Below are 24,402 nucleotides of genomic sequence, written 5' to 3'. Positions count from 1 at the left end.
TTTCTTTGGTAGCGGGTCGGGATTAAAGTTTTATGTCGACCAGTCGACATAATGATCAGAGCAAACCTATTTTCATTTGTTGTCTGTCACGAGGTAGAAACATGAATCCCATGAGAGCCCTTCGCCAGTACCAGAAGGTCAATTCCCATGCTCAGATCTCTGAAGCCAATCCCCATCGCCTGGTTCAGTTGCTGATGGAGGGCGGGCTGGACCGCATGGCTCAAGCCAAGGGCGCAATGGAGCGGGGTGACATCGCACTCAAGGGATTGATGCTCGGCAAGGCCGTTGACATCATCATTGGCCTGCGTGACGGTTTGAATCCGGAGAAGACCGGGGACCCGGCTTCGCTCCAGCAGCTCGACAACTTGTACGCCTACATGATGACGCGTTTGATGGAAGCCAACCGCAATAACGATGCAGCAATCATCGACGAAGTATCGGGTCTGCTCGATACCCTGAAAAGCGGCTGGGATGCAATTGCAAACCAATAGGCCTGCGGGTCTGAGGATAGCGCCATGAGTCAAGCACTGCAGCGGATTGAAGAAACGCGGGAAGCCTTGGTTGACGCCTTGGCGGCGCGTAATTGGGATGCGATCAGCGAATTGGATACGGCCTGTCGCGAATGCGTCGATGAGGTGCTGAGCGAGGCGCCGATCGACGAAGAAGCATTGCGGACCAATCTGGAAGGGCTGCTGGCGGTGTACAAGGATTTGCTGACCGCGACGATGGGAGAGCGCCAAGCGATAGTTGACGAGATGTCGCACATCACCCATGCGCAGAACGCGGCAAAGGTTTACCATCTGTTTGGTTAATCCCCGGTTAATCCAAACATAGTGCGCCATAAATTTGACTGTGCACGGTTTTTTGACTTAACTAGTGGCTGGTTCCAGATTTCAGGCGTCTACAGGCATCAACGTGTCTGCAAGCGTCTAGCTTGCCCCCTAATTTTGGGCATTGAGTTGACTAGGGAAGTTGCTATTGCATGTGGCGTGAAACCAAAATTCTGCTGATTGATGACGATAGCGTCCGCCGCCGCGACTTGGCGGTGATTTTAAATTTTCTTGGCGAAGAAAATTTACCCTGCGGTAGCCATGACTGGCAGCAGGCTGTCGGCTCATTGTCATCAAGTCGTGAAGTGATCTGTGTCCTCATCGGGACGGTCAATGCTCCTGGCGCACTTACGGGCTTGTTAAAGACACTCTCAACCTGGGATGAGTTCCTTCCGGTTTTGTTAATGGGCGATAATTCTTCCGTTGACTTGCCAGAAGACCAGCGTCGCCGAGTGCTTTCGACCCTCGAGATGCCACCCAGCTACAGCAAACTGCTCGACTCCCTGCACCGTGCCCAGGTCTATCGCGAGATGTACGACCAGGCCCGCGAGCGCGGCCGTCACCGTGAACCCAATCTTTTTCGCAGTCTTGTCGGCACCAGCCGGGCGATTCAACACGTCCGTCAGATGATGCAGCAAGTCGCCGACACCGACGCCAGTGTGCTGATCCTTGGTGAGTCCGGGACCGGCAAGGAAGTGGTCGCGCGCAACCTGCACTATCACTCCAAGCGTCGTGACGCGCCGTTCGTACCGGTCAACTGCGGGGCGATCCCGGCCGAGTTGCTGGAAAGCGAACTGTTTGGCCACGAGAAGGGTGCCTTCACCGGGGCAATCACCAGCCGCGCCGGGCGTTTCGAACTGGCCAATGGCGGCACGCTGTTCCTCGATGAAATCGGCGACATGCCGCTGCCGATGCAGGTCAAGCTGCTGCGCGTATTGCAGGAGCGCACCTTCGAGCGCGTGGGCAGCAACAAGACCCAGAGCGTCGATGTGCGGATCATCGCGGCGACCCATAAGAATCTCGAAAGCATGATCGAGATCGGTACCTTCCGCGAAGACTTGTACTACCGCCTGAACGTGTTCCCGATCGAAATGGCGCCACTGCGCGAGCGTGTCGAAGACATCCCGTTGCTGATGAACGAGTTGATCTCGCGCATGGAGCACGAGAAGCGTGGTTCGATCCGTTTCAATTCCGCGGCGATCATGTCGCTGTGCCGCCACGGCTGGCCGGGCAACGTCCGCGAACTCGCCAACCTGGTGGAGCGCATGGCGATCATGCATCCGTACGGGGTGATCGGCGTGGTCGAGCTGCCGAAGAAATTCCGTTACGTCGACGACGAAGACGAGCAACTGGTCGACAGCCTGCGCAGCGATCTTGAAGAGCGCGTGGCCATCAACGGTCACACCCCGGACTTCTCTGCCGGCGCCCTGCTGCCGCCGGAAGGTCTGGACCTGAAGGACTACCTCGGTGGTCTGGAACAAGGGCTGATTCAGCAGGCGCTGGATGATGCCAATGGCATCGTTGCGCGCGCCGCCGAACGCCTGCGCATTCGTCGCACGACGCTGGTGGAAAAGATGCGCAAGTACGGCATGAGCCGTCGTGACGGTGATGAACAGGCAGATGATTGACGCCTGTTTTTCAAGTCCTTCATTTGTAGGCGGTTTTTTTTAGGCACGGGTATTGCTACATCCCTCGCAACGTTCCGTTTAACTGACGGTCAGCCAAGCGAGAGAGCACAATGCCCCAAGCCGCCCAGATGTCTCCTGTCCCTGACGCTTCGGGACAACCGTCGTCCGTAGAGCAGGCGAGCCGGCTTGGCCTTGAGCAGGCGTTTGCACTGTTCAACCAGATGTCGAGCCAATTGACCGATTCCTACAGCATGCTTGAAGCCCGGGTCACCGAGCTCAAGGGTGAGCTGGCGGTGGTCAGTGCTCAGCGCATGCAGGAGCTGGCGGAAAAAGAACGCCTGGCCAACCGGCTACAAAACCTCCTCGATCTGTTGCCCGGCGGCGTCATCGTCATCGACGCCCAAGGCATCGTGCGCGAAGCCAATCCCGCTGCTTGTGAGCTGCTCGGTCTGCCCCTTGAAGGCGAGCTGTGGCGTCATGTCATTGGCCGCTGCTTTGCGCCCCGTGAAGACGACGGTCACGAAATTTCGCTCAAGGACGGTCGGCGTTTGTCGATCTCCACTCGCTCGCTGGATGCCGAGCCGGGTCAGTTGGTGTTGCTCAATGACCTGACTGAAACCCGTCATCTGCAGGATCAGCTGGCCCGTCACGAACGTCTGTCGTCCCTCGGCCGAATGGTCGCTTCGCTGGCTCATCAGATTCGTACCCCCTTGTCCGCCGCCTTGCTCTATGCCAGTCATTTGACTGAGCAAGCGTTGCCGGTCGAGACCCAGCAGCGTTTTGCCGGGCGCCTTAAAGAGCGTCTGCATGAGTTGGAACATCAGGTTCGCGACATGCTGGTGTTTGCGCGCGGCGAGCTGCCGCTGACCGATCGCGTCACACCCAAAGTGCTGATGCAGTCGTTGCAGGCGGCAGCATTGACTCATGTGCAGGACCTGCCGATTCGCTGGCAATGCGACAGTCATTCCGGCGAGTTGCTGTGCAATCGCGACACTTTGGTCGGGGCGATCCTGAACCTGATCGAGAACGCCATCCAGGCCAGCGCCGGCGATGTGCGTTTGAAAGTCCATTTCTATACCCGTGACAACAACCTGCGCGTAGCGGTCAGCGACAGCGGTAGCGGCATCGATACGAAAGTACTGGCGCGTCTGGGTGAGCCCTTCTTTACCACCAAAACCACCGGAACCGGCCTCGGCCTGACCGTGGTCAAGGCAGTGACGCGTGCTCATCAAGGAGAATTGCAGCTGCGCTCGCGGCTCGGTCGCGGCACGTGTGCGCAGGTGATCCTGCCACTTTTTTCCGGTGAAAAGCCCCACGCTCAGGGAGCGGAGTGAAGGACATGGCAATCAAGGTTTTACTGGTCGAGGATGACCGCGCGCTACGCGAAGCATTGGCCGATACGCTGTTGCTCGCCGGGCACGATTTCAAAGCCGTCGGTTCGGCGGAAGAAGCGCTGGCGGCGGTCGCTAATGAGGCGTTCAACCTGGTGCTGAGTGACGTCAACATGCCGGGCATGGACGGCCATCAACTGCTCGGATTACTGCGCACTCGTCAGCCGCAGTTGCCGGTGTTGCTGATGACGGCTCACGGCGCCGTGGAGCGGGCAGTCGATGCGATGCGCCAGGGCGCGGCAGATTACCTGGTCAAACCGTTCGAGCCCAAGGCATTGCTCGATCTGGTGGCGCGTCATGCGCTAGGCAGTCTCGGTGCGACCGAGGGCGAGGGGCCTGTTGCGTTCGAGCCGGCCAGTGCGCAATTGCTGGAATTGGCCGCACGGGTGGCGCGCAGTGATTCCACGGTGTTGATCTCCGGTGAGTCCGGGACGGGTAAAGAAGTGCTGGCGCGGTACATCCATCAGCATTCCCATCGCGCCAGCCAGCCGTTCATTGCGATCAACTGTGCAGCGATCCCGGACAATATGCTCGAAGCAACCTTGTTCGGTCACGAAAAGGGTTCGTTCACTGGCGCCATCGCAGCGCAGGCCGGCAAGTTCGAGCAAGCTGATGGCGGCACGATCCTGCTCGATGAAATCTCCGAAATGCCCCTCGGGCTCCAGGCTAAGTTGCTACGAGTTTTGCAGGAGCGCGAAGTCGAGCGGGTCGGAGCGCGCAAGCCGATCACGCTGGACATTCGAGTTGTCGCGACCACCAACCGTGACCTGGCAGGGGAAGTGGCGGCGGGGCGTTTCCGCGAAGACCTTTATTATCGCCTGTCAGTGTTTCCGCTGGCCTGGCGTCCGTTGCGCGAGCGTACCGCCGACATCCTGCCGCTGGCCGAGCGTCTGCTGGCCAAGTACGTCAATAAAATGAAGCATGCCGCGGCAAGGCTGTCGCCTGAGGCACAGGCGTGCCTGATCGGTTATCCATGGCCGGGTAATGTGCGTGAGCTGGATAACGCGATTCAGCGGGCGCTGATCCTGCAGCAGGGCGGTTTGATACAGCCTGAGGATTTCTGTCTGGCCGGGCCGGTCGCCTGTGCGCCGTTGCCAGCCTTAGCGCCAACGTCCGTGCGAGCCGTGGAGGTCGAATCCGAGTCGGCCGGGGCGCTGGGTGATGACCTGCGTCGCCGTGAGTTCCAGATGATCATCGACACCTTGCGCTCCGAGCGTGGTCGTCGCAAAGAAGCCGCCGAGCGTTTGGGCATCAGTCCGCGCACCCTGCGTTACAAGCTGGCACAGATGCGTGATGCCGGAATGGACGTGGAAGCTTATTTGTTCGCCACCTGATTCGTTAGCAATGTAAAGCCAGGACGGCTTTTGTTTAGAGCTGCCACGGAGCTGGCACCCTTGTTGCTAACACCTCACTACCCGCCGAGTGAGTGTCAAAAAATTGCGGGTCGCCAAAGACGTAGCTCGTCAAAGAGAGAGACCATGAGCCAAGGTATTGAATTCAATCGATTGATGCTGGACATGCGTTCCATGCAAATGGACGCCATGTCTGCGTCGAAATCGACTGCTGCTGTTCCTGAAGTGGGTGGCAGCAGCTTTTCCGACATGCTCGGTCAGGCCGTCAATAAAGTGAACGAGACGCAGCAGGCGTCCAGTCAGTTGGCCAGTGCCTTCGAGATCGGCAAGAGTGGCGTCGACCTGACGGACGTGATGATTTCCTCGCAGAAGGCCAGCGTGTCTTTTCAAGCGTTGACCCAAGTACGCAACAAGCTGGTTCAGGCGTACCAAGACATCATGCAGATGCCGGTTTAAGGACGAATTGAGTCATGGCAGAAGCAATCGCCGATAATGTTCCGGCCAAGGCCACTCCAATAGACGGCAAGCCGCCGCTGTTCGGGTTGTCCTTCCTGGAAAACCTCTCCGAGATGACCATGTTGCGTCAGGTAGGCCTGTTGGTCGGCCTGGCTGCGAGCGTGGCGATTGGCTTTGCCGTGGTGTTGTGGTCCCAGCAGCCGGACTACCGGCCTCTGTACGGCAGTCTTGCCGGTATGGACGCCAAACAGGTCATGGATACTCTGGCCGCAGCCGACATTCCCTATACCGTTGAACCGAACTCCGGTGCCTTGCTGGTCAAGGCCGATGACCTTTCCCGTGCGCGAATCAAACTCGCGGGCGCTGGTGTCACTCCCAGCGATGGCAACATCGGTTTTGAAATTCTCGACAAGGACCAGGGCCTGGGCACCAGCCAGTTCATGGAAGCGACCCGTTATCGTCGCGGTCTCGAAGGCGAACTGGCCCGCACCATCTCCAGCCTGAACAACGTCAAGGGTGCCCGCGTGCACCTGGCGATTCCGAAAAGTTCGGTGTTCGTGCGCGATGAGCGCAAGCCGAGCGCCTCGGTTTTGGTGGAGCTGTATTCCGGTCGCTCGCTGGAGCCTGGCCAGGTACTGGCGATCATCAACCTGGTGGCCACCAGTGTTCCCGAGCTCAGCAAATCCCAGATTACCGTCGTCGACCAGAAGGGCACGTTGCTCTCGGATCAGGCGGAGAACTCCGAACTGACCATGGCCGGCAAGCAATTCGATTACAGCCGTCGCATGGAAAGCATGCTGACTCAGCGCGTGCACAACATTCTGCAACCGGTGCTGGGCAACGATCGTTATAAAGCCGAAGTCTCGGCCGATGTGGATTTCAGTGCTGTCGAGTCGACCTCCGAGCAGTTCAATCCGGACCAGCCGGCGTTGCGCAGCGAGCAGTCGGTCAACGAACAACGTACCGCCAGCAATGGCCCGCAAGGCGTGCCGGGTGCCCTGAGCAACCAGCCGCCGTCGCCTGCCTCCGCACCGCAAACCACCGGTGGCACTACCGCGTCGGCCGGCATGGTGCAGCCAGGCCAGCCACTGCTGGATGCCAACGGTCAGCAAATCATGGACCCGGCCACCGGCCAGCCTATGCTTGCCCCGTACCCGGCGGACAAGCGTCAACAGTCCACCAAGAACTTCGAACTCGACCGTTCCATCAGCCACACCAAACAACAGCAGGGCCGTTTGAATCGCCTGTCGGTGTCGGTGGTGGTGGATGACCAGGTCAAGATCAACGCGGCCAACGGTGAAACCACTCGTGCGCCGTGGACCGCCGATGAATTGGCGCGCTTCACTCGCCTGGTACAGGACGCCGTCGGCTTCGACGCCAGCCGTGGCGACAGTGTCAGTGTGATCAACATGCCGTTCTCCGCCGAGCGCGGTGAAGTGATTGCCGAGATTCCGTTCTACTCCCAGCCGTGGTTCTGGGACATCGTCAAGCAAGTGCTGGGTGTCTTGTTCATCCTGGTGCTGGTGTTCGGTGTGCTGCGTCCGGTGCTCAACAACATCACCGGCGGCGGCAAAGACAAACAGCTAGGCATCGGCAGCGACGTCGAGTTGGGTGGCATGGGCGGCCTGGACGGCGAACTGGCCAACGACCGCGTCAGTCTCGGTGGCCCGACCAGCATTCTGCTGCCGAGCCCGAGCGAAGGCTATGACGCACAGTTGAATGCAATCAAGAGTCTGGTGGCAGAAGATCCGGGTCGTGTGGCCCAGGTCGTGAAAGAGTGGATTAACGCAGATGAGTGATAACCGAGTCGTTGCCGCCAAACTGTCCAAGGTCGACAAAGCCGCGATTCTGCTGCTGTCCCTGGGTTCTACCGACGCCGCCCAAGTGCTGCGCCACATGGGGCCTAAAGAGGTCCAGCGTGTGGGTGTGGCCATGGCCCAGATGGGTAACGTGCACCGCGAGCAAGTCGAGCAGGTGATGAGCGAGTTCGTCGACATCGTCGGCGACCAGACCAGCCTCGGCGTCGGCTCCGATGACTACGTGCGCAAAATGCTCACCCAGGCCCTGGGCGAAGACAAGGCCAACGGCCTGATCGACCGCATCTTGCTGGGCGGCAACACCAGTGGCCTCGACAGCCTGAAGTGGATGGAGCCACGCGCCGTCGCCGACGTGATCCGTTACGAGCACCCGCAGATCCAGGCGATCGTCGTGGCGTATCTCGATCCGGACCAGGCGGGTGAAGTGCTCGGCAACTTCGACCACAAGGTGCGTCTGGACATTATTCTGCGGGTCTCCTCGCTGAATACCGTGCAGCCTGCGGCCCTGAAAGAACTCAACCAGATTCTCGAGAAGCAGTTCTCCGGGAACTCGAATGCCTCGCGCACCACCTTGGGTGGCATCAAGCGTGCGGCGGATATCATGAACTTCCTCGACAGTTCGATCGAAGGTCAGCTGATGGACTCGATTCGCGAAGTCGACGAAGACCTGTCCGGTCAGATCGAAGACCTCATGTTCGTGTTCAACAACCTGTCGGATGTCGACGATCGCGGTATTCAAGCGCTGCTGCGCGAAGTATCTTCCGACGTGCTGGTGCTGGCCCTCAAGGGTTCGGACGAAGGCGTCAAAGAGAAGATCTTCAAAAACATGTCCAAACGGGCGGCCGAACTGTTGCGCGACGACCTCGAGGCCAAAGGCCCGGTGCGCGTCAGCGACGTGGAAACCGCGCAGAAAGAAATCCTCACCATTGCCCGCCGTATGGCCGAAGCCGGAGAAATCGTTCTCGGCGGGAAGGGCGGCGAAGAGATGATCTAAGGTCACTATGTCGTCCAAACATGATGAGTCCAACACCGATCTGATCCGTGGCAAGGACGTCGGTGGTTTCGACGTCTGGTCGCTGCCCAGTTTCGATCCGTTCGTGCCGGAACCCGAGCCAGAACCTGAGCCCGAACCGCCGGAAATGGAAGAAGTGCCGCTGGATGAAGTCCAGCCACTGACCCTCGAAGAACTCGAAAGCATTCGCCAGGAGGCCTACAACGAAGGCTTCGCCACGGGCGAAAAAGAAGGTTTCCACAGCACCACGCTCAAGGTCCGTCAGGAAGCCGAGGTGGCCCTGGCCGCCAAGATTTCCGCTCTGGAGCAACTGATGGGCCATCTATTCGAGCCTATCGCCGAGCAGGACACCTTCATCGAAAAGTCCTTGGTCGACCTGGTGCAGCACATCACCAAACAGGTGATTCAGCGCGAACTCGCCATCGACTCGACGCACATCGAACACGTCATGCGCGAGGCCCTCAAGCTCTTGCCGCTGGGCGTGGGCAATGTGCGGCTGTACATCAACCCGCAAGATTTCGAACAGGTCAAAGCCCTGCGCGAGCGCCATGAAGAAACCTGGCGCATCGTCGAGGACGAGGCGTTGTTGCCCGGCGGTTGCCGGGTCGAGACTGAACACAGCCGCATCGACGCCACGGTTGAAACCCGCGTTGTGCGGGTCATGGACAAGCTGTTCGATCAGTTGCACGAACAGGCCTTGCACCCGGCCGAACCGGATCTGAGCCTGGAACTGCCGATCAGCGACAAGCCAGCGGTCTCGCCGGTCGAACCTGAACTGGACGCTCCCGATGCGCCTTGATCGCACCAGCTTCGCCAAGCGCCTCGGCAGCTACGCCGAGGCCACGGAGCTGGAAGGCGCGCCGATCCTTGAAGGCCGCTTGCTGCGCATGGTCGGCCTGACCCTCGAGGCCGAGGGCTTGCGCGCCGCCATGGGCAGTCGCTGCATGGTCATTAACGACGACAGTTATCACCCGGTGCAGGTCGAAGCCGAAGTCATGGGCTTCTCCGGCAGCAAGGTGTTTCTGATGCCGGTCGGCAGCGTCGCCGGCATCGCTCCCGGTGCCCGTGTGGTTCCTCTGGCTGATACCGGCCGCTTGCCGATGGGCATGAGCATGCTCGGGCGGGTGCTTGATGGCGCCGGTCGCGCGCTGGACGGCAAGGGCGGGATGAAGGCCGAAGACTGGGTGCCGATGGACGGCCCGACCATCAACCCGCTCAAGCGTGAACCGATCAGCGAGCCGCTGGACGTGGGCATTCGCAGCATCAACGGTTTGTTGACGGTCGGTCGCGGTCAGCGTCTGGGCCTGTTCGCCGGTACTGGCGTGGGCAAGAGTGTGCTGCTGGGCATGATGACCCGCTTCACCGAGGCCGACATCATCGTCGTCGGGCTGATCGGTGAGCGGGGTCGTGAAGTTAAAGAATTCATCGAGCACATCCTCGGTGAAGAAGGGCTCAAGCGTTCGGTGGTGGTGGCGTCCCCGGCGGACGATGCGCCGCTGATGCGTCTGCGCGCGGCGATGTACTGCACGCGAATCGCCGAGTATTTCCGCGACAAGGGCAAGAACGTCCTGTTGCTCATGGACTCCCTGACCCGTTTCGCCCAGGCCCAGCGGGAAATCGCCCTGGCCATCGGTGAGCCGCCAGCGACCAAGGGTTATCCGCCATCGGTGTTCGCCAAACTGCCGAAACTGGTGGAGCGGGCCGGTAACGCGGAGAAGGGTGGCGGTTCGATCACCGCGTTCTACACCGTACTGTCCGAAGGCGATGACCAGCAGGACCCGATTGCCGACGCGGCGCGAGGCGTGCTCGACGGGCACATCGTGCTGTCCCGGCGCCTGGCCGAGGAAGGTCATTACCCGGCCATCGATATCGAAGCGTCCATCAGCCGGGTCATGCCGTCGGTGGTTACGCCCGAACACATGATGCGCGCCCAGTATTTCAAGCAGCTGTGGTCGCGTTATCAACAGAGTCGCGACTTGATCAGCGTCGGCGCCTATGTGGCCGGTGGTGATCGGGAAACCGACCTGGCGATCTCCCTGCAACCGCAGTTGGTGAAATACCTGCGCCAGGGCCTGAACGACAGCATCAGCCTGGGCGAAAGCGAAGCCTATCTCGGCACGATTTTCGCTCCCGCGGCCGGCGGCTAACCGGCCATGGCCCAGAGCCGAGCATCGCGCCTGGCCCCCGTGGTCGAAATGGCCGAAAAGGCCGAGAAAACCGCGGTCCTGCGTCTGGGGCACTTCCAGGGGCAGGTCCGTCTGGCCGAAAGCAAACTCGCCGACCTCGAAGCCTTTCGTCTCGACTATCAAGAGCAATGGATCGTGCGCGGCAGCAGTGGCGTGTCGGGCCAATGGCTGCTGGGTTATCAAGGCTTCCTGGCGCAACTGGGGACCGCCATCGACCAGCAGCGACAAAGCCTGGTATGGCATCAAAACAACCTGAACAAGGCGCGGGAATCCTGGCAGCAGGCGTTTGCCCGGGTCGAAGGCTTGCGCAAACTGGTGTTGCGCTACATGGATGAGGCGCGGCGGCTGGAAGACCGGCGTGAGCAAAAGCTGCTGGATGAGTTGTCCCAGCGGTTGCCGCGTCAGGATCCCTATTGATCAGGCAGGGTTCAACCGTTTTCCCGCCTTGCTCCTGCCCTCGCCAAGTGCTAAACCTTGTACACGTAGGTTCACCAATGACAAGGAAGCCGTTAAATGCCAGTTGTTACAGAAGTCTCCCAAAATGGGCAAAAGCTGACGATATCGGTCAAGGGACGATTCGATTTCGCCAAGCATCAGGAATTTCGTGAGTCCTACGAAAATCTTCAGCCAAAACCCGAATCCTTCGAAGTGGATCTGAAAGACGCCACCTACCTCGACAGCTCAGCGCTCGGCATGCTGTTGCTCTTGCGTGATCACGCTGGCGGCGAGAATGCCGAGATCACGTTGACCAACGCTAATGCAGATGTGCGCAAGATCCTCGCCATCTCCAACTTCGAACAAATCTTCGACGTGGCGTGACCGCCATGCAGTCCTTGTTCGAACCGCTGACGATCCTGATCGCCGAAGACAGCGCGGCCGATCGCATGCTGCTGTCGACCATCGTTCGTCGCCAGGGGCATGAGGTGCTGACGGCCGCCAACGGTGCCGAAGCCGTTGAAGCGTTTCGCCAGCAACGACCACAACTGGTGCTCATGGACGCGATGATGCCGGTGATGGACGGTTTCGAGGCGGCGCGGCAGATCAAGGTATTGGCAGGGGAAACCCTGGTGCCGATCATCTTCCTCACCTCGCTGACCGAAAGCGAAGCGCTGGCTCGCTGTCTGGAGGCCGGGGGCGACGACTTTCTGGCCAAGCCCTACAACCAGGTGATCCTCGCCGCCAAGATCAAGGCGATGGACCGCTTGCGGCGGTTGCAGGCCACAGTGTTGCAGCAGCGCGACCAGATCGCCAGGCACCACGACTACCTGCTCAACGAGCAGCGCGTGGCCAAAGCCGTGTTCGACAAGGTGGCCCACTCCGGCTGCCTGAGTGCACCGAATATTCGCTACCTGCAATCGCCCTATGCGTTGTTCAACGGCGATCTGCTGCTGGCCGCGTTCACCCCGGCCGGCGACATGCACGTGCTGCTCGGCGATTTTACCGGTCATGGTTTGCCGGCCGCGGTCGGTGCCATGCCCTTGGCCGAAGTTTTCTATGGTATGACCGCCAAGGGTTACGGCCTGTCCGAAACCCTGCGCGAGATGAATGCCAAGCTCAAGCGCATCCTGCCGGTGGACATGTTCTGTTGTGCAACGTTGCTGTGCCTGAGTTTTCAGCGACGCTCGGTGGAGGTCTGGAATGGCGGGATGCCGGACGGATATCTGCACAGCATCGCCAGCGGTGAGCGAACGCCACTGACGGCTCGGCATTTGCCGCTCGGCGTGCTGAGCCCGCAATCCTTTGATGACCGCACCGAGGTGTTTCCGATGGCGGTCGGGGATCGGGTCTTCCTGTTGTCCGACGGGGTGATCGATACCTGCGATGCCAACGAACAGTTGTTTGGTGTGGAGCGATTGCAGCAGGTGTTTGCGGCCAATTGTCAGCCTGATGAGTTGTTCGAAGAGATCGAGCAGGCGTTGCGGGACTTTCGCGGCGAGGCCCGTGATGACGTGAGCATGGTCGAGGTCAGTCTGCTGGAGGCCGCACAACTGAGCCCGCCGGCGCTGGTGTATTCCGACAGTGGTCAGTCCTGCCCGCTGGACTGGTCAGTGAGTTTCGAATTTCGCGCCGCCACGCTCAAACGCTTCAATCCGCTACCGTATCTTCTGCAATTGCTGCTTGAGGTCCACGGTCTGCGGGCTCAGAGCGGGGCGCTCTACAGTGTTTTGGCCGAACTGTATTCCAATGCCCTGGAGCATGGAGTGCTGGGGCTGGATTCGGCGCTCAAGCGCGATGCCTCGGGTTTTACCCGCTATTATCAACAACGCAATACACGCCTGGACGCGTTGCAGGACGGCTTCGTGCGGGTGCATTTGCAGGTGACACCCAAGGGCGAGGGCGGGTGCCTGACTGTTCGGGTTGAAGACAGTGGCAAGGGTTTCGATGTTGCGCGGGTGATGGAGCGGCCCGTCGATGGTGTCCGTCTGTCGGGGCGTGGCGTCAGTCTGATCCGTCAGCTGGGCCACAATGCGAGTTGGTCCGACGATGGTCGAAGTGCCCGCGTGGAGTTTTTCTGGGAGGCTCTGGCATAATCCACGCATTCTTGATCAAGGAGTGAGCAAGTGGCTGACACACACCTGGACCGCGACGTGCTGAACGCGTTGCAAGAGGTCATGGAGGATGAGTATCCGACGTTGCTGGATACCTTTCTCGCCGATTCCGAAGAGCGTTTACGCATCTTGCGAAAGGCTGAAGATGCTGCGCAACTCATGAATGCTGCCCATAGCTTCAAGGGCAGCAGCAGCAACATGGGCGCCATTCGCCTGGCTGAGTTGTGCCATGAGCTGGAGCAACGCGCCAAGCAAAAAAGCCTCGCCGGCATCGAAAAGCTGATCGGGGAAATTGACGACGAATTCGCCATCGTCCGACCTCTCTATGAGGCGGAGCGTCAGCGTTCCCTCTCTGTCAATGAGCCCGTCCGGCGCTTTTAGCGCCTGTCACTCAAACCTGGCGCGACCTTTGCACTAATCTTCGTCAACTGTACCTACGATCCCAGTGCAGCGGAGACCGTTCCATGCCCGTTACCCCCAATTTGCTTCTTCAGGCCGCCGCGCAGGCGAAGACTCAAGCCGCTTCCGCCAATACACCGGCGCTGGCCGCTGAGCCTGGGGACAAGGCGTCCAGCTTCGCTCAGGTCTACGCCAATCAAGCCCGGAACAAACCCTCTGCAGTGGGTGATGGATCGGCCAAGCCGATACGCGATAAAACGCCGGACAGCCCCGATAAAAAGGACGTCAGCAACGACAAGTCTGCCGCCCCGGAACCTGCGGTTGCCGATAGCGGCAAATCCTTGCCCGCCGATAAACCGGCGCAGGCTGAGGACGAGGCCGCCAGCGACGACGGGTCGGATACTGCGCAGACGCCGGTTGCCGATGCCGCGCCCGTTGACCCGACGCTGGATCCTGCGTTGATGCAGGCAGTACAACCTGCGGTGCCAGCGCCGATACCTACAGCTCCGCCCGTTGTAGTCACCCCACAACCGCAGGTCGAGGTGGCTGTGACGGCGGCAACGACTCCGGTCGTTGCAAGCACTGACACTGATTTCGATCCCGAAGCCGATCCCCTCGACGCACTGCCCGCCGTGCGCATGGCCATGGAGCAGGGCGGCCATATTTCGGCTGCGAGTCAGGCTCAGCCCAAAGCGGCACCGACCTCGGCTCAGGCCCAGGCAGACGGCGAGTCAACTTCGGCGCAGACCTTCGCCGCCGGCATGGCAAGCATGCTCGATGTGCAAGCCGACAAGGACAGCACCGGCCAGGGCGGCGACAAGGCCTTTGGTGGTCTTATCGATGACGGTCTCAAGGACCTGAAGTCCGCGAGTAGCGATACCCGGGTCGACGATTTCGCCAACCGCCTGGCTGCACTGACCCAGGCGGCCACGCCGAAAACCGCCAACGCATTGCCGGTGAATCAACCGATCGCCATGCATCAGAGCGGCTGGACCGAAGAAGTCGTGAACCGGGTCATGTACCTGTCCAGTGTCAATCTCAAGGCCGCCGACATCCAGTTGCAACCGGCCGAACTGGGGCGCCTGGACATTCGGGTGAACATGGTTCCGGATCAGCAGACCCAAGTGACGTTCATGAGCGCCCATCCAAGTGTTCGCGAAGCGCTGGACGGGCAGATGCATCGCTTGCGTGACATGTTTGCGCAGCAGGGCATGGGCCAGGTCGACGTCAACGTTTCTGATCAGTCCCGTGGCTGGCAAGGTCAGGGGCAGGAACAGGCTCAACAGGGTCAAAGCCAGGGTGGACGCACCAACGCTAGCGGTGGTCGTCTCGACTCTATGGATGAAGAGCTTGCGCCAACAGTTGCCGAAGTAGCGGCCAGCACCACCAGCGTCATCGGCTCCAGCGCCGTTGATTACTACGCCTGATAATTCGCGGCGCCCCCTAAAAGATCGCAGCCTTCGGCAGCTCCTACAGGGTGTACACATTCCAATGTAGGAGCTGCCGAAGGCTGCGATCTTTTGATTTTCGGCCACGGTCGACTGTCCTTCCGGTTTTCCCTCAGACACTTCTGGCATAACACTTGCTCTTGCCTTGCCGTGCGACTGTGAAAACCCGAATAGTGACGGATTATTGGCATGGCGAAGAGCGAAGCAGCAGTAAAAGACCCCGCAACCAAAGGCAAACTCAAGCTGATCATTGTGATTGTGGCGGCCCTGCTGCTGGCGATCGGTTTGTCCGTGGGAGCGACCTGGTTCTTCATGCACAGCGCCCAGAGCAAGCCTGCCGCCGCGGCCGAAACCGCCCCGATCGGCAAGCAGCCAGCGATTTTCGAGCCCATGGCTCCGGCCTTCGTGGCCAATTACAACCAGAACGGTCGTCAGCGCTACATGCAGGTGAGCATCACCATGCAGGGTCGCAATCAGGCCGATCTGGAAGCGCTCAAAGTCCACATGCCTGTCATCCGCAATAACCTGGTCATGCTGTTCTCCGGGCAGGACTTTGCCACCCTGGCGTCGCCAGTCGGGCAGGAAATGTTGCGTCAGAAAGCCACAGCCAGCGTCCAGGAAGTGGCGCAGAAAGAACTCGGTAAAGTGGTCATCGAACAGTTGCTTTTCACTAATTTCGTACTGCAGTAGGAACACGACATGGCCGTGCAGGACCTGCTGTCCCAGGATGAGATCGATGCGCTGTTGCATGGTGTCGACGATGGTCTGGTACAGACCGATACCGCTGCCGAACCCGGCAGTGTCAAAAGCTACGACCTGACCAGCCAGGATCGCATCGTCCGCGGACGCATGCCGACCCTGGAAATGATCAACGAGCGTTTCGCCCGTTACACCCGCATCAGCATGTTCAACATGCTGCGCCGCTCGGCGGACGTTGCGGTCGGTGGCGTGCAAGTGATGAAGTTCGGCGAATACGTGCACTCGCTGTACGTGCCGACCAGCCTCAACCTGGTCAAGATCAAACCGTTGCGCGGCACCGCGTTGTTCATCCTCGACGCCAAACTGGTGTTCAAACTGGTGGACAACTTCTTCGGCGGCGACGGCCGTCACGCGAAGATCGAAGGGCGTGAATTCACCCCCACCGAACTGCGTGTAGTGCGCATGGTGCTGGAGCAGGCGTTCGTCGATTTGAAGGAAGCCTGGCAGGCGATCATGGAAGTGAACTTCGAGTACATCAACTCGGAAGTGAACCCGGCCATGGCCAACATCGTCGGTCCGAGCGAAGCCATTGTGGTGTCGACCTTCCACATCGAACTCGATGGTGGTGGCGGCGACCTGCACGTGACCATGCCGTACTCGATGATCGAACCTGTACGCGAAATGCTCGATGCCGGCTTCCAGTCGGACCTCGACGATCAGGACGAACGCTGGGTCAACGCCTTGCGCCAGGACGTGCTGGACGTTGACGTACCGATCGGTGCCACGGTTGCCCGTCGCCAGTTGCGCCTGCGGGACATTCTGCACATGCAGCCGGGGGACATTATCCCGGTCGAAATGCCGGAAGAGATGATCATGCGCGCCAACGGCGTGCCTGCGTTCAAGGTCAAGATGGGGTCGCACAAAGGCAACCTCGCGTTGCAAGTGATCGAGCCGATCGAGCGCCGCTGACCGGCGCTCCAAAACCCCCTGTGCTTTTAACTGACGGCTCCTGATTGAATGGATGCCCGCCGAGGACAAATTGATGGCTAACGATATGAACACCCAGGACGACCAGGCGCTGGCCGATGAATGGGCTGCTGCCCTGGAAGAAACCGGCGACGCCGGGCAGGACGACATCGACGCCTTGCTGGCCGCCGACGCGGCTGGCTCGTCGTCCAACCGTCTGCAGATGGAAGAGTTCGGCAGCGTGCCGAAAAACAACAATCCAGTCACTCTGGACGGTCCTAACCTGGACGTGATCCTCGACATTCCGGTGTCGATTTCCATGGAAGTCGGCAGCACTGACATCAACATCCGCAACCTGCTGCAGCTTAACCAGGGGTCGGTGATCGAGCTCGATCGTCTGGCCGGTGAACCGCTGGACGTGCTGGTCAACGGCACGCTCATCGCTCACGGTGAAGTGGTAGTGGTCAACGAGAAGTTCGGCATCCGCCTGACCGACGTGATCAGCCCAAGCGAACGCATCAAGAAGCTGCGCTGAGTGAAAAAGGTACTGGGGTTTGTGCTGGCGTTGCCGCTCAGTGTTCTGGCAGCCGAGCCGGTAGCGACCGCTACTGCGACCGCCGCGCCGGCGGTCAGCAGCGGTGTGGCCGGGCAATTGACGCAGTTGGTGTTCGGTTTGCTGCTGGTGCTGGGGTTGATCTTCTTCCTCGCCTGGTTGCTGCGTCGGGTGCAACAGGCCGGACCAGCCGGCAAGGGGCAGGTGATCGAGCTGATCGGTTCCCGCGCGCTGGGCCCGCGTGACCGTCTGATGCTGGTGCAGGTCGGCAACGAGCAGATTCTGCTTGGCTTGAGCCCCGGCACCATTACCGCGTTGCACGTGCTCAAGGAGCCGGTGCAAGTGCCTAGCACCGAGAAGGCGACCCCTGAGTTTGCCCAGCGCCTGATGGAGCTGATGGGCAAGGATCATAAGGATAAGAAGTAATGGGTGCGCTACGCATCATCTTGACGCTGGCCCTGATACTGGCCGCGCCGCTGGCGTTCGCCGCCGATCCGTTATCGATCCCGGCGATTACCCTGGGTACCAATGCCGACGGTGCTCAGGAGTATTCGGTCAGCCTGCAAATCCTGCTGATCATGACTGCGCTGAGTTTTATCCCGGCGTTCGTCATGCTGATGACCAGTTTTACCCGGATCATCATCGTCTTCTCGATCCTGCGTCAGGCCCTCGGCCTGCAACAAACGCCGTCGAACCAGATCCTCACGGGCATGGCGCTGTTCCTGACCCTGTTCATCATGGCGCCGGTATTCGACCGGGTTAATCAGGATGCTTTGCAGCCGTATCTGGCGGAAAAACTCACCGCTCAAGATGCCGTGGCCAAGGCCCAGGTGCCGATCAAGGACTTCATGCTCGCTCAGACTCGCACTAGCGATCTGGAGCTGTTCATGCGCTTGTCCAAACGCACTGATATCGCGTCGCCGGATCAGGCGCCGCTGACGATTCTGGTCCCGGCGTTCGTCACCTCCGAACTGAAAACCGCGTTCCAGATTGGCTTCATGATCTTCATTCCGTTCCTGATCATCGACCTGGTCGTGGCCAGTGTGCTGATGGCGATGGGTATGATGATGCTCTCGCCGCTGATCATTTCGCTGCCGTTCAAGATCATGCTGTTCGTGCTGGTGGATGGCTGGGCGTTGATCATCGGTACGCTGGCGAGCAGCTTCGGCGGTGTATCGCCATGACGCCAGAAGTTGCGGTAGACATCTTCCGGGAAGCGCTGTGGCTGACCACCATGATGGTTGCCGTGCTGGTGATTCCGAGTTTGCTCGTGGGTCTGTTGGTGGCGATGTTCCAGGCCGCTACGCAGATCAACGAACAGACCCTGAGCTTCCTGCCGCGCCTGCTGGTGATGCTGGTGACGTTGATCGTCGCCGGTCCGTGGCTGGTGCAGACCTTCATGGAATACATCCTGCAGTTGTACGGCAGTATTCCTCAGGTCATCGGCTAAACCATGTCGCTGCTCCAGCTGACCGATACCCAAATCAGTACCTGGGTGGCGACGTTCATGCTGCCGCTGTTTCGTATCGGTGCCTTGCTGATGGTCATGCCAGTTTTCGGTACGAGCCTGGTACCCACGCGAGTGCGCCTTTATTTCGCCCTCGCGATCACGGTAGTGATTGCCCCCGGGTTGCCGCCGATGCCGCCGGTCAACGCGCTGGACTTGAGCGGGCTGCTGCTGATCGCCGAGCAGATCCTCATCGGCGCGGTGCTGGGTTTTTCCTTGCAACTGTTCTTCCAGGCCTTCGTGGTCGCCGGGCAGATCGTATCGATTCAGATGGGCATGGGCTTCGCCTCCATGGTCGACCCTACCAACGGCGTGTCGGTGGCGGTGATCGGGCAGTTTTTCACCATGCTGGTGACGCTGCTGTTCCTGGCCATGAATGGCCATCTGGTGGTCTTCGAAGTCCTCACCGAAAGCTTTACCACGCTGCCGGTCGGTAGCGGATTGATGGTCAATCATTTTTGGGAGCTGGCCGGCAAACTCGGCTGGGTCCTCGGCGCGGCGCTGATGCTGGTGCTGCCAGCAATTACCGCGCTACTGGTGGTCAACATCGCGTTTGGCGTGATGACCCGGGCGGCACCGCAACTCAACATTTTCTCCATCGGCTTCCCGTTGACCCTGGTGCTCGGGTTATTCATCGTCTGGGTCGGGCTGGCGGATATCATCAATCAGTACCAACCGCTGGCCTCCGAGGCCTTGCAGTGGCTACGCGAACTGGCAAAGGCGCGCTGAGTCATGGCTGAGAGCGAAAGCGGTCAGGACAAAACAGAAGACCCCACGGACAAAAAGAAAAAGGACGCCCGTGAGAAGGGAGAGATTGCGCGCTCCAAAGAGCTGAATACCCTGGCGATCATGCTCGCCGGCGCTGGCGGTCTGTTGATTTTCGGTGGTGCGCTGGCGCAGGACCTGATGGAACTGATGCGCCTGAACTTCTCGCTGTCGCGGGAGGTGCTGTTGGATCAGCGCTCCATGGGCACCTACCTGCTGCATTCGGGGCAGATTGCCTTGCTGGCGATTCAGCCAGTGATGATCACTTTATTGCTCGCCGCTCTGATCGGGCCGATTTCGCTGGGTGGCTGGCTGTTCTCCGCCGGCACCATGGCGCCCAAGTTCAGCCGCATGAACCCCGGCGCCGGCCTCAAGCGCATGTTCTCGTCCAAGGCCATAGCTGAACTGCTTAAGGCCCTCGCAAAATTTTTCATCGTGTTGTTCGTAGCCCTGGCGGTGTTGTCCTCGGACATCGATGACCTGCTGCGCATCGCCCATGAACCCTTGGACATGGCGATCATTCACAGCCTGCAAGTGGTCGGCTGGAGCACCCTGTGGATGGCCTGCGGGCTGATCATCATCGCCGCCGTGGACGTACCGATACAGCTCTGGGAAAGCATCAAGAAACTGAAGATGACCAAGCAGGAAGTGCGCGACGAGCACAAGGACCAGGAAGGGCGCCCGGAGGTCAAGCAACGGATTCGCCAGCTGCAGCGCGAAATGTCCCAGCGCCGGATGATGGCGGCGATCCCCGACGCCGATGTGGTGATCACCAACCCGACTCACTACGCCGTAGCGCTCAAGTACGATCCGGACAAGGGTGGGGCGCCGATGCTGATCGCCAAGGGCAGCGACTTCCTGGCCTTGAAGATGCGTGAAATCGCTGTGGCCAACGAAGTGCTGCTGCTTGAGTCGCCAGCGCTGGCGCGTTCGATTTACTACTCCACCGAGCTTGACCAGGAAATCCCCGGCGGGCTTTACCTTGCCGTCGCCCAGGTGCTCGCTTACGTCTACCAGATCCGCCAGCACCGCGCCGGCAAGGGTAAGCGCCCGGATCCGCTCAAGGACGACCTGCCGATTCCACCGGATCTGCGTCGCGATTCCTGAGAGATTCACTAGCAGAGCCGGCCTCATCGCGAGCAAGCTCGCTCCCACATTGATCGGCGTTTACTTGAGTGCGCGGTTAAATGTGGGAGCGAGCTTGCTCGCGATGAGGCCGAACCAGGCACTGCAAATCCCCCTGATAAAACCCTCTGTTTCAAACCCCTGCAAAAGTTGGAAGGCTTCTTGCAGTAGCCGCTCTGCGCCTGCATCAGGCGTCAAAAAGTTTGCTTTAAAGGAACGGGGAAAACCGGTGGATCGCTCTCAGTTATTCAACAGTGCTCGCACAAACGTTGCCGACTTAAGTCGAGGCAATCTGGGTGTGCCGTTGTTGCTGCTGGTCATGCTGGCGATGATGATGTTGCCGGTGCCGCCGTTCCTGCTGGACGTGTTCTTCACGTTCAACATCGCGTTGTCGATTGTCGTCTTGCTGGTCTGTGTTTACGCCTTGCGGCCGCTGGATTTCGCGGTGTTCCCGACCATTCTGCTGGTGGCGACGTTGCTGCGACTGGCGCTGAACGTGGCCTCCACGCGAGTGGTGATGCTCCACGGTCAGGACGGCCATGCCGCCGCCGGTAAGGTGATCCAGGCCTTCGGTGAGGTGGTCATCGGCGGTAACTACGTGGTCGGTATCGTCGTGTTCGCGATTTTGATGATCATCAACTTCGTCGTGGTAACCAAAGGTGCCGGGCGGATTTCCGAGGTGAGCGCGCGTTTCACCCTCGATGCCATGCCCGGTAAACAAATGGCCATCGACGCCGACTTGAACGCCGGCCTGATCGACCAGAACCAGGCCAAACTGCGCCGGATGGAAGTGGCCCAGGAAGCCGAGTTCTACGGTTCCATGGACGGTGCCAGCAAGTTCGTTCGCGGTGACGCCATTGCCGGTCTGCTGATTCTGTTCATCAACCTGATCGGCGGCATGGCGGTCGGTATCTTCCAGCACGGCATGACCTTCGGCGATGCCGGTCGGGTGTACGCCTTGTTGACCATCGGTGACGGTTTGGTGGCGCAATTGCCATCACTGCTTTTATCTACAGCTGCAGCGATCATGGTGACCCGTGCTTCCGGTTCGGAAGACATGGGCAAACAGATCAATCGCCAGATGTTCGCCTCGCCCAAAGCGTTGGCGGTGGCGGCGGGTTTGATGGCGGTGATGGGCCTCGTGCCGGGCATGCCGCACTTTTCCTTTCTCAGCATGGCAGCCCTGGCGGGTGGCGGCGCGTACCTGTTCTGGAAGAAGCAGAACGTGGTCAAGGTTCAGGCGCTGCAAGAGGTCAAGCGCCAACAGGAACTGCTGCCATCGCCGGCTCGTGCTCAGGAAACCAAGGAGCTTGGCTGGGACGACGTCACCCCGATCGACATGATCGGCCTGGAAGTCGGCTACCGGCTGATTCCGCTGGTGGACCGCAATCAGGGTGGTCAGTTGCTGGCGCGGATCAAGGGCGTGCGCAAGAAGCTGTCCCAGGACCTGGGCTTCCTGATGCCGACCGTGCATATCCGTGACAACCTCGACCTGGCGCCGAGTGCCTACCGCCTGACCCTGATGGGGGTGATCCTCGCTGAGGCGGAAATTTACCCGGACCGCGAACTGGCGATCAACCCGGGGCAGGTCTACGGTACGCTCAACGGCATTACCGCCAAAGATCCGGCTTTCGGTCTGGAGGCGGTCTGGATCGAAATCAGTCAGCGTGCCCAGGCACAATCCCTCGGTTACACCGTGGTCGATGCCAGTACGGTAGTGGCAACCCACTTGAATCAGATTTTGTACAAGCACTCGAGCGAGTTGATCGGTCACGAAGAAGTGCAGCAACTCATGCAATTGCTGGCCAAAAGCTCGCCGAAGCTGGCTGAAGAGCTGGTACCAGGCGTGGTGTCGCTGTCGCAGCTGCTCAAGGTTTTGCAGGCTTTGCTGGCCGAACAGGTGCCAGTACGGGACATTCGCAGCATTGCCGAAGCCATCGCCAACAATGCCAGCAAGAGTCAAGATACTGCCGCGCTGGTGGCTGCGGTTCGCGTCGGCGTATCCCGCGCAATCGTCCAAAGCATTGTAGGTACTGACTCCGAGCTCCCAGTGATCACCCTGGAGCCAAGGTTGGAACAAATATTGCTCAATAGTCTTCAGAAGGCAGGACAAGGCTCGGAAGAGGGTGTTCTGCTGGAGCCAAGCATGGCTGAGAAACTGCAACGCTCGTTGATCGATGCGGCGCAGCGTCAGGAAATGCAAGGTCAACCGGTGATTCTGCTGGTAGCCGGTCCGGTTCGCGCGATGCTGTCGCGATTCGGCCGATTGGCAGTCCCGGGTTTGCATGTGTTGGCTTACCAGGAAATTCCTGACAACAAGCAAGTGACCATCGTTGCGACAGTAGGGCCCAACGGCTGAGGTAGTGGTTTATGCAAGTTAAGCGTTTTTTCGCCGCCGATATGCGTCAGGCCATGAAGCTGGTTCGTGATGAGCTGGGCGCTGATGCCGCCATCATTGGCAACCGCCGGATCGCCGGTGGTGTCGAGCTGACAGCTGCCCTGGATTACAAGTTGTCGGCGCTGGCTCCGCGCGTTCCGAACATGGAACTCGAAGACGAGCTGCGCAAGACCCAATCGCGGATCGTCACCGCCCAGGCCGAACTGAGCCTGCGCAGCGATGGCGAGAGCGATAAGTCCACCAATCGCCAATTGTTCGCCGGCCTGCCACTGACCGCCGCCGAGCCGCTGATCGAGCCGACCTACACCGAACCCCGTCGTCCTGCGCCGGCTGCGGCACCTGCCTCCGGTGGCGTCGACCCACGGGCGTTCGACTCGATGCGTTTCGAGCTCAACAGCCTGCGCGAACTGATGGAAGTGCAACTCGGCTCCCTGGCCTGGAATCAGCTGCAAGGCAGCCGTCCGGCCCAGGCCAATCTTTGGCGTCGCCTGCAACGCATCGGTCTGTCCGGCCCGTTGTCGCGCGATTTGCTGGCGCTGATTACCGATATTGAAGAACCTCGTCAGGCCTGGCGCATGTTGCTGGCGCACCTGGCGCGGATGATCGCCACACCGGAAGTCGAGCCTCTGGAAGAGGGCGGCGTGATTGCCATGGTCGGCCCTGCCGGCATGGGCAAGACCACCACCCTGGCCAAACTCGCGGCCCGTTACGTGCTCAAGTACGGCGCGCAGAATATCGCGCTGGTCAGCATGGACAGCTACCGTATTGGTGCTCAGGAACAACTCAAGACGTTGGGCCGGATCCTCAATGTGTCGGTGACGCATGTCGATCCGGGCCAGTCGCTGGTGCAGGCGCTGGAGCCTTTGCTGCGCAAACGCGTGGTGCTGATCGATACCGCAGGCCTTCAGGCCAGCGATCCGGCACTGCGCATGCAGCTCGAAAGCCTGGCCGGTCGTGGCATCAAATCGAAAAATTATCTGGTTTTGGCAACCACCAGCCAGAAACAGGTTCTAACGGCCGCTTATCACAGTTACAAGCGTTGTGGGCTCGCTGGCTGCATCCTGACTAAACTGGATGAAACGGCAAGTCTGGGCGAGGTGTTGAGCCTGGCCATCAGTCATGAATTGCCGGTGGCTTACCTCACCGATGGCCCGCGGATTCCGGATGATTTGCATCTACCGCGTCGTCATCAGTTGGTCAGTCGCGCCGTCAGCGTGCAAATGCAAGAAGAACCCAGCGAAGAAGCCATGGCTGACATGTTCGCTGATATTTACCACAGCCCGACCAAGCAGGTCGGCTGAGGTATTAATGAACAGTTTTT

At 59.9% G+C, this 24,402-nt stretch carries 25 protein-coding genes; all 25 read left to right on the top strand.

Going from position 1 to position 24,402, the window contains the following annotated elements; all coding sequences use genetic code 11:
- Positions 1-101: 101 nt before the first annotated feature.
- The 25 genes from fliS (at position 102) to flhF (ending at position 24,382) form a co-directional block, all read left to right on the top strand.
- Positions 102-491 (top strand): flagellar export chaperone FliS, encoded by a 390-nt coding sequence (gene fliS, locus ACA079_RS23955; protein WP_497701177.1) that lies wholly within the window; start codon positions 102-104, stop codon positions 489-491.
- Between the two features lie 24 nt (positions 492-515).
- Complete coding sequence (gene fliT, locus ACA079_RS23950; protein WP_497701176.1) at positions 516-812, top strand: flagellar protein FliT; 297 nt, start codon at positions 516-518, stop codon at positions 810-812.
- Between the two features lie 170 nt (positions 813-982).
- Complete coding sequence (locus tag ACA079_RS23945) at positions 983-2,458, top strand: sigma-54 dependent transcriptional regulator (RefSeq protein ID WP_449642404.1); 1,476 nt, start codon at positions 983-985, stop codon at positions 2,456-2,458.
- Between the two features lie 128 nt (positions 2,459-2,586).
- Positions 2,587-3,792, top strand: a complete 1,206-nt coding sequence (locus ACA079_RS23940; protein WP_497704370.1) for a sensor histidine kinase — start codon at positions 2,587-2,589, stop codon at positions 3,790-3,792.
- A gap of 5 nt (positions 3,793-3,797) precedes the next feature.
- Complete coding sequence (gene fleR, locus ACA079_RS23935; protein ID WP_497701175.1) at positions 3,798-5,183, top strand: sigma-54-dependent response regulator transcription factor FleR; 1,386 nt, start codon at positions 3,798-3,800, stop codon at positions 5,181-5,183.
- A gap of 144 nt (positions 5,184-5,327) precedes the next feature.
- The gene (gene fliE / locus ACA079_RS23930) at positions 5,328-5,657 is read left to right on the top strand and encodes a flagellar hook-basal body complex protein FliE (RefSeq protein ID WP_415765177.1); all 330 of its coding nucleotides are present in this window, start codon (positions 5,328-5,330) and stop codon (positions 5,655-5,657) included.
- Between the two features lie 14 nt (positions 5,658-5,671).
- Positions 5,672-7,456, top strand: coding sequence for a flagellar basal-body MS-ring/collar protein FliF (fliF, locus tag ACA079_RS23925; RefSeq protein WP_497701174.1), 1,785 nt, complete (start codon positions 5,672-5,674; stop codon positions 7,454-7,456).
- Positions 7,449-8,468 (top strand): flagellar motor switch protein FliG, encoded by a 1,020-nt coding sequence (fliG, locus tag ACA079_RS23920; protein WP_429512340.1) that lies wholly within the window; start codon positions 7,449-7,451, stop codon positions 8,466-8,468. The genes fliF and fliG overlap by 8 nt, the downstream gene beginning before the upstream one ends.
- 7 nt (positions 8,469-8,475) lie before the next feature.
- Positions 8,476-9,285, top strand: coding sequence for a flagellar assembly protein FliH (gene fliH, locus ACA079_RS23915; RefSeq protein WP_497701173.1), 810 nt, complete (start codon positions 8,476-8,478; stop codon positions 9,283-9,285).
- Positions 9,275-10,633 carry a flagellar protein export ATPase FliI gene (gene fliI / locus ACA079_RS23910; protein ID WP_046046383.1) on the top strand — a complete coding sequence of 453 codons (1,359 nt, stop codon included), beginning with the start codon at positions 9,275-9,277 and terminating at the stop codon, positions 10,631-10,633. The genes fliH and fliI overlap by 11 nt, the downstream gene beginning before the upstream one ends.
- 6 nt (positions 10,634-10,639) lie before the next feature.
- Positions 10,640-11,089, top strand: coding sequence for a flagellar export protein FliJ (gene fliJ, locus ACA079_RS23905; protein WP_033055981.1), 450 nt, complete (start codon positions 10,640-10,642; stop codon positions 11,087-11,089).
- Positions 11,090-11,185: 96 nt separating this feature from the next.
- Positions 11,186-11,491: an STAS domain-containing protein gene (locus tag ACA079_RS23900; protein ID WP_415770626.1), complete on the top strand. Its 306-nt coding sequence runs from the start codon at positions 11,186-11,188 to the stop codon at positions 11,489-11,491.
- 5 nt (positions 11,492-11,496) lie between these two features.
- Positions 11,497-13,203, top strand: coding sequence for an ATP-binding SpoIIE family protein phosphatase (locus ACA079_RS23895; protein WP_497701172.1), 1,707 nt, complete (start codon positions 11,497-11,499; stop codon positions 13,201-13,203).
- 30 nt (positions 13,204-13,233) lie between these two features.
- Positions 13,234-13,602 carry an Hpt domain-containing protein gene (locus ACA079_RS23890; RefSeq protein WP_497701171.1) on the top strand — a complete coding sequence of 123 codons (369 nt, stop codon included), beginning with the start codon at positions 13,234-13,236 and terminating at the stop codon, positions 13,600-13,602.
- Between the two features lie 83 nt (positions 13,603-13,685).
- Positions 13,686-15,047 carry a flagellar hook-length control protein FliK gene (locus tag ACA079_RS23885; protein WP_497701170.1) on the top strand — a complete coding sequence of 454 codons (1,362 nt, stop codon included), beginning with the start codon at positions 13,686-13,688 and terminating at the stop codon, positions 15,045-15,047.
- A 210-nt stretch (positions 15,048-15,257) separates the two neighbouring features.
- Positions 15,258-15,758 carry a flagellar basal body-associated protein FliL gene (fliL, locus tag ACA079_RS23880; RefSeq protein WP_497701169.1) on the top strand — a complete coding sequence of 167 codons (501 nt, stop codon included), beginning with the start codon at positions 15,258-15,260 and terminating at the stop codon, positions 15,756-15,758.
- Positions 15,759-15,767: 9 nt separating this feature from the next.
- On the top strand, positions 15,768-16,736 hold the full coding sequence (gene fliM / locus ACA079_RS23875; protein ID WP_008024584.1) for a flagellar motor switch protein FliM: 969 nt from the start codon (positions 15,768-15,770) through the stop codon (positions 16,734-16,736).
- A 73-nt stretch (positions 16,737-16,809) separates the two neighbouring features.
- Complete coding sequence (gene fliN / locus ACA079_RS23870; RefSeq protein ID WP_497701168.1) at positions 16,810-17,268, top strand: flagellar motor switch protein FliN; 459 nt, start codon at positions 16,810-16,812, stop codon at positions 17,266-17,268.
- Positions 17,269-17,712 (top strand): flagellar biosynthetic protein FliO, encoded by a 444-nt coding sequence (fliO, locus tag ACA079_RS23865; protein WP_497701167.1) that lies wholly within the window; start codon positions 17,269-17,271, stop codon positions 17,710-17,712.
- Complete coding sequence (gene fliP, locus ACA079_RS23860) at positions 17,712-18,470, top strand: flagellar type III secretion system pore protein FliP (protein WP_497701166.1); 759 nt, start codon at positions 17,712-17,714, stop codon at positions 18,468-18,470. Before fliO ends, fliP begins: the two co-directional genes overlap by 1 nt.
- Positions 18,467-18,736, top strand: a complete 270-nt coding sequence (gene fliQ, locus ACA079_RS23855) for a flagellar biosynthesis protein FliQ (RefSeq protein WP_007948918.1) — start codon at positions 18,467-18,469, stop codon at positions 18,734-18,736. Before fliP ends, fliQ begins: the two co-directional genes overlap by 4 nt.
- Before the next feature lie 3 nt (positions 18,737-18,739).
- Positions 18,740-19,522 (top strand): flagellar biosynthetic protein FliR, encoded by a 783-nt coding sequence (gene fliR, locus ACA079_RS23850; RefSeq protein ID WP_497701165.1) that lies wholly within the window; start codon positions 18,740-18,742, stop codon positions 19,520-19,522.
- 3 nt (positions 19,523-19,525) lie between these two features.
- Positions 19,526-20,665 (top strand): flagellar biosynthesis protein FlhB, encoded by a 1,140-nt coding sequence (gene flhB / locus ACA079_RS23845; RefSeq protein WP_497701164.1) that lies wholly within the window; start codon positions 19,526-19,528, stop codon positions 20,663-20,665.
- Between the two features lie 247 nt (positions 20,666-20,912).
- Positions 20,913-23,042 carry a flagellar biosynthesis protein FlhA gene (flhA, locus tag ACA079_RS23840; protein ID WP_497701163.1) on the top strand — a complete coding sequence of 710 codons (2,130 nt, stop codon included), beginning with the start codon at positions 20,913-20,915 and terminating at the stop codon, positions 23,040-23,042.
- An 11-nt stretch (positions 23,043-23,053) separates the two neighbouring features.
- Entirely contained in the window at positions 23,054-24,382 is a 1,329-nt protein-coding gene (flhF, locus tag ACA079_RS23835; protein WP_008155822.1) for a flagellar biosynthesis GTPase FlhF, read from the top strand.
- Positions 24,383-24,402 lie beyond the last annotated feature (20 nt).

The organism is Pseudomonas sp. LBUM1645, from assembly GCF_059716185.1.
This window is presented reverse-complemented; position numbering and strand designations above follow the sequence as displayed.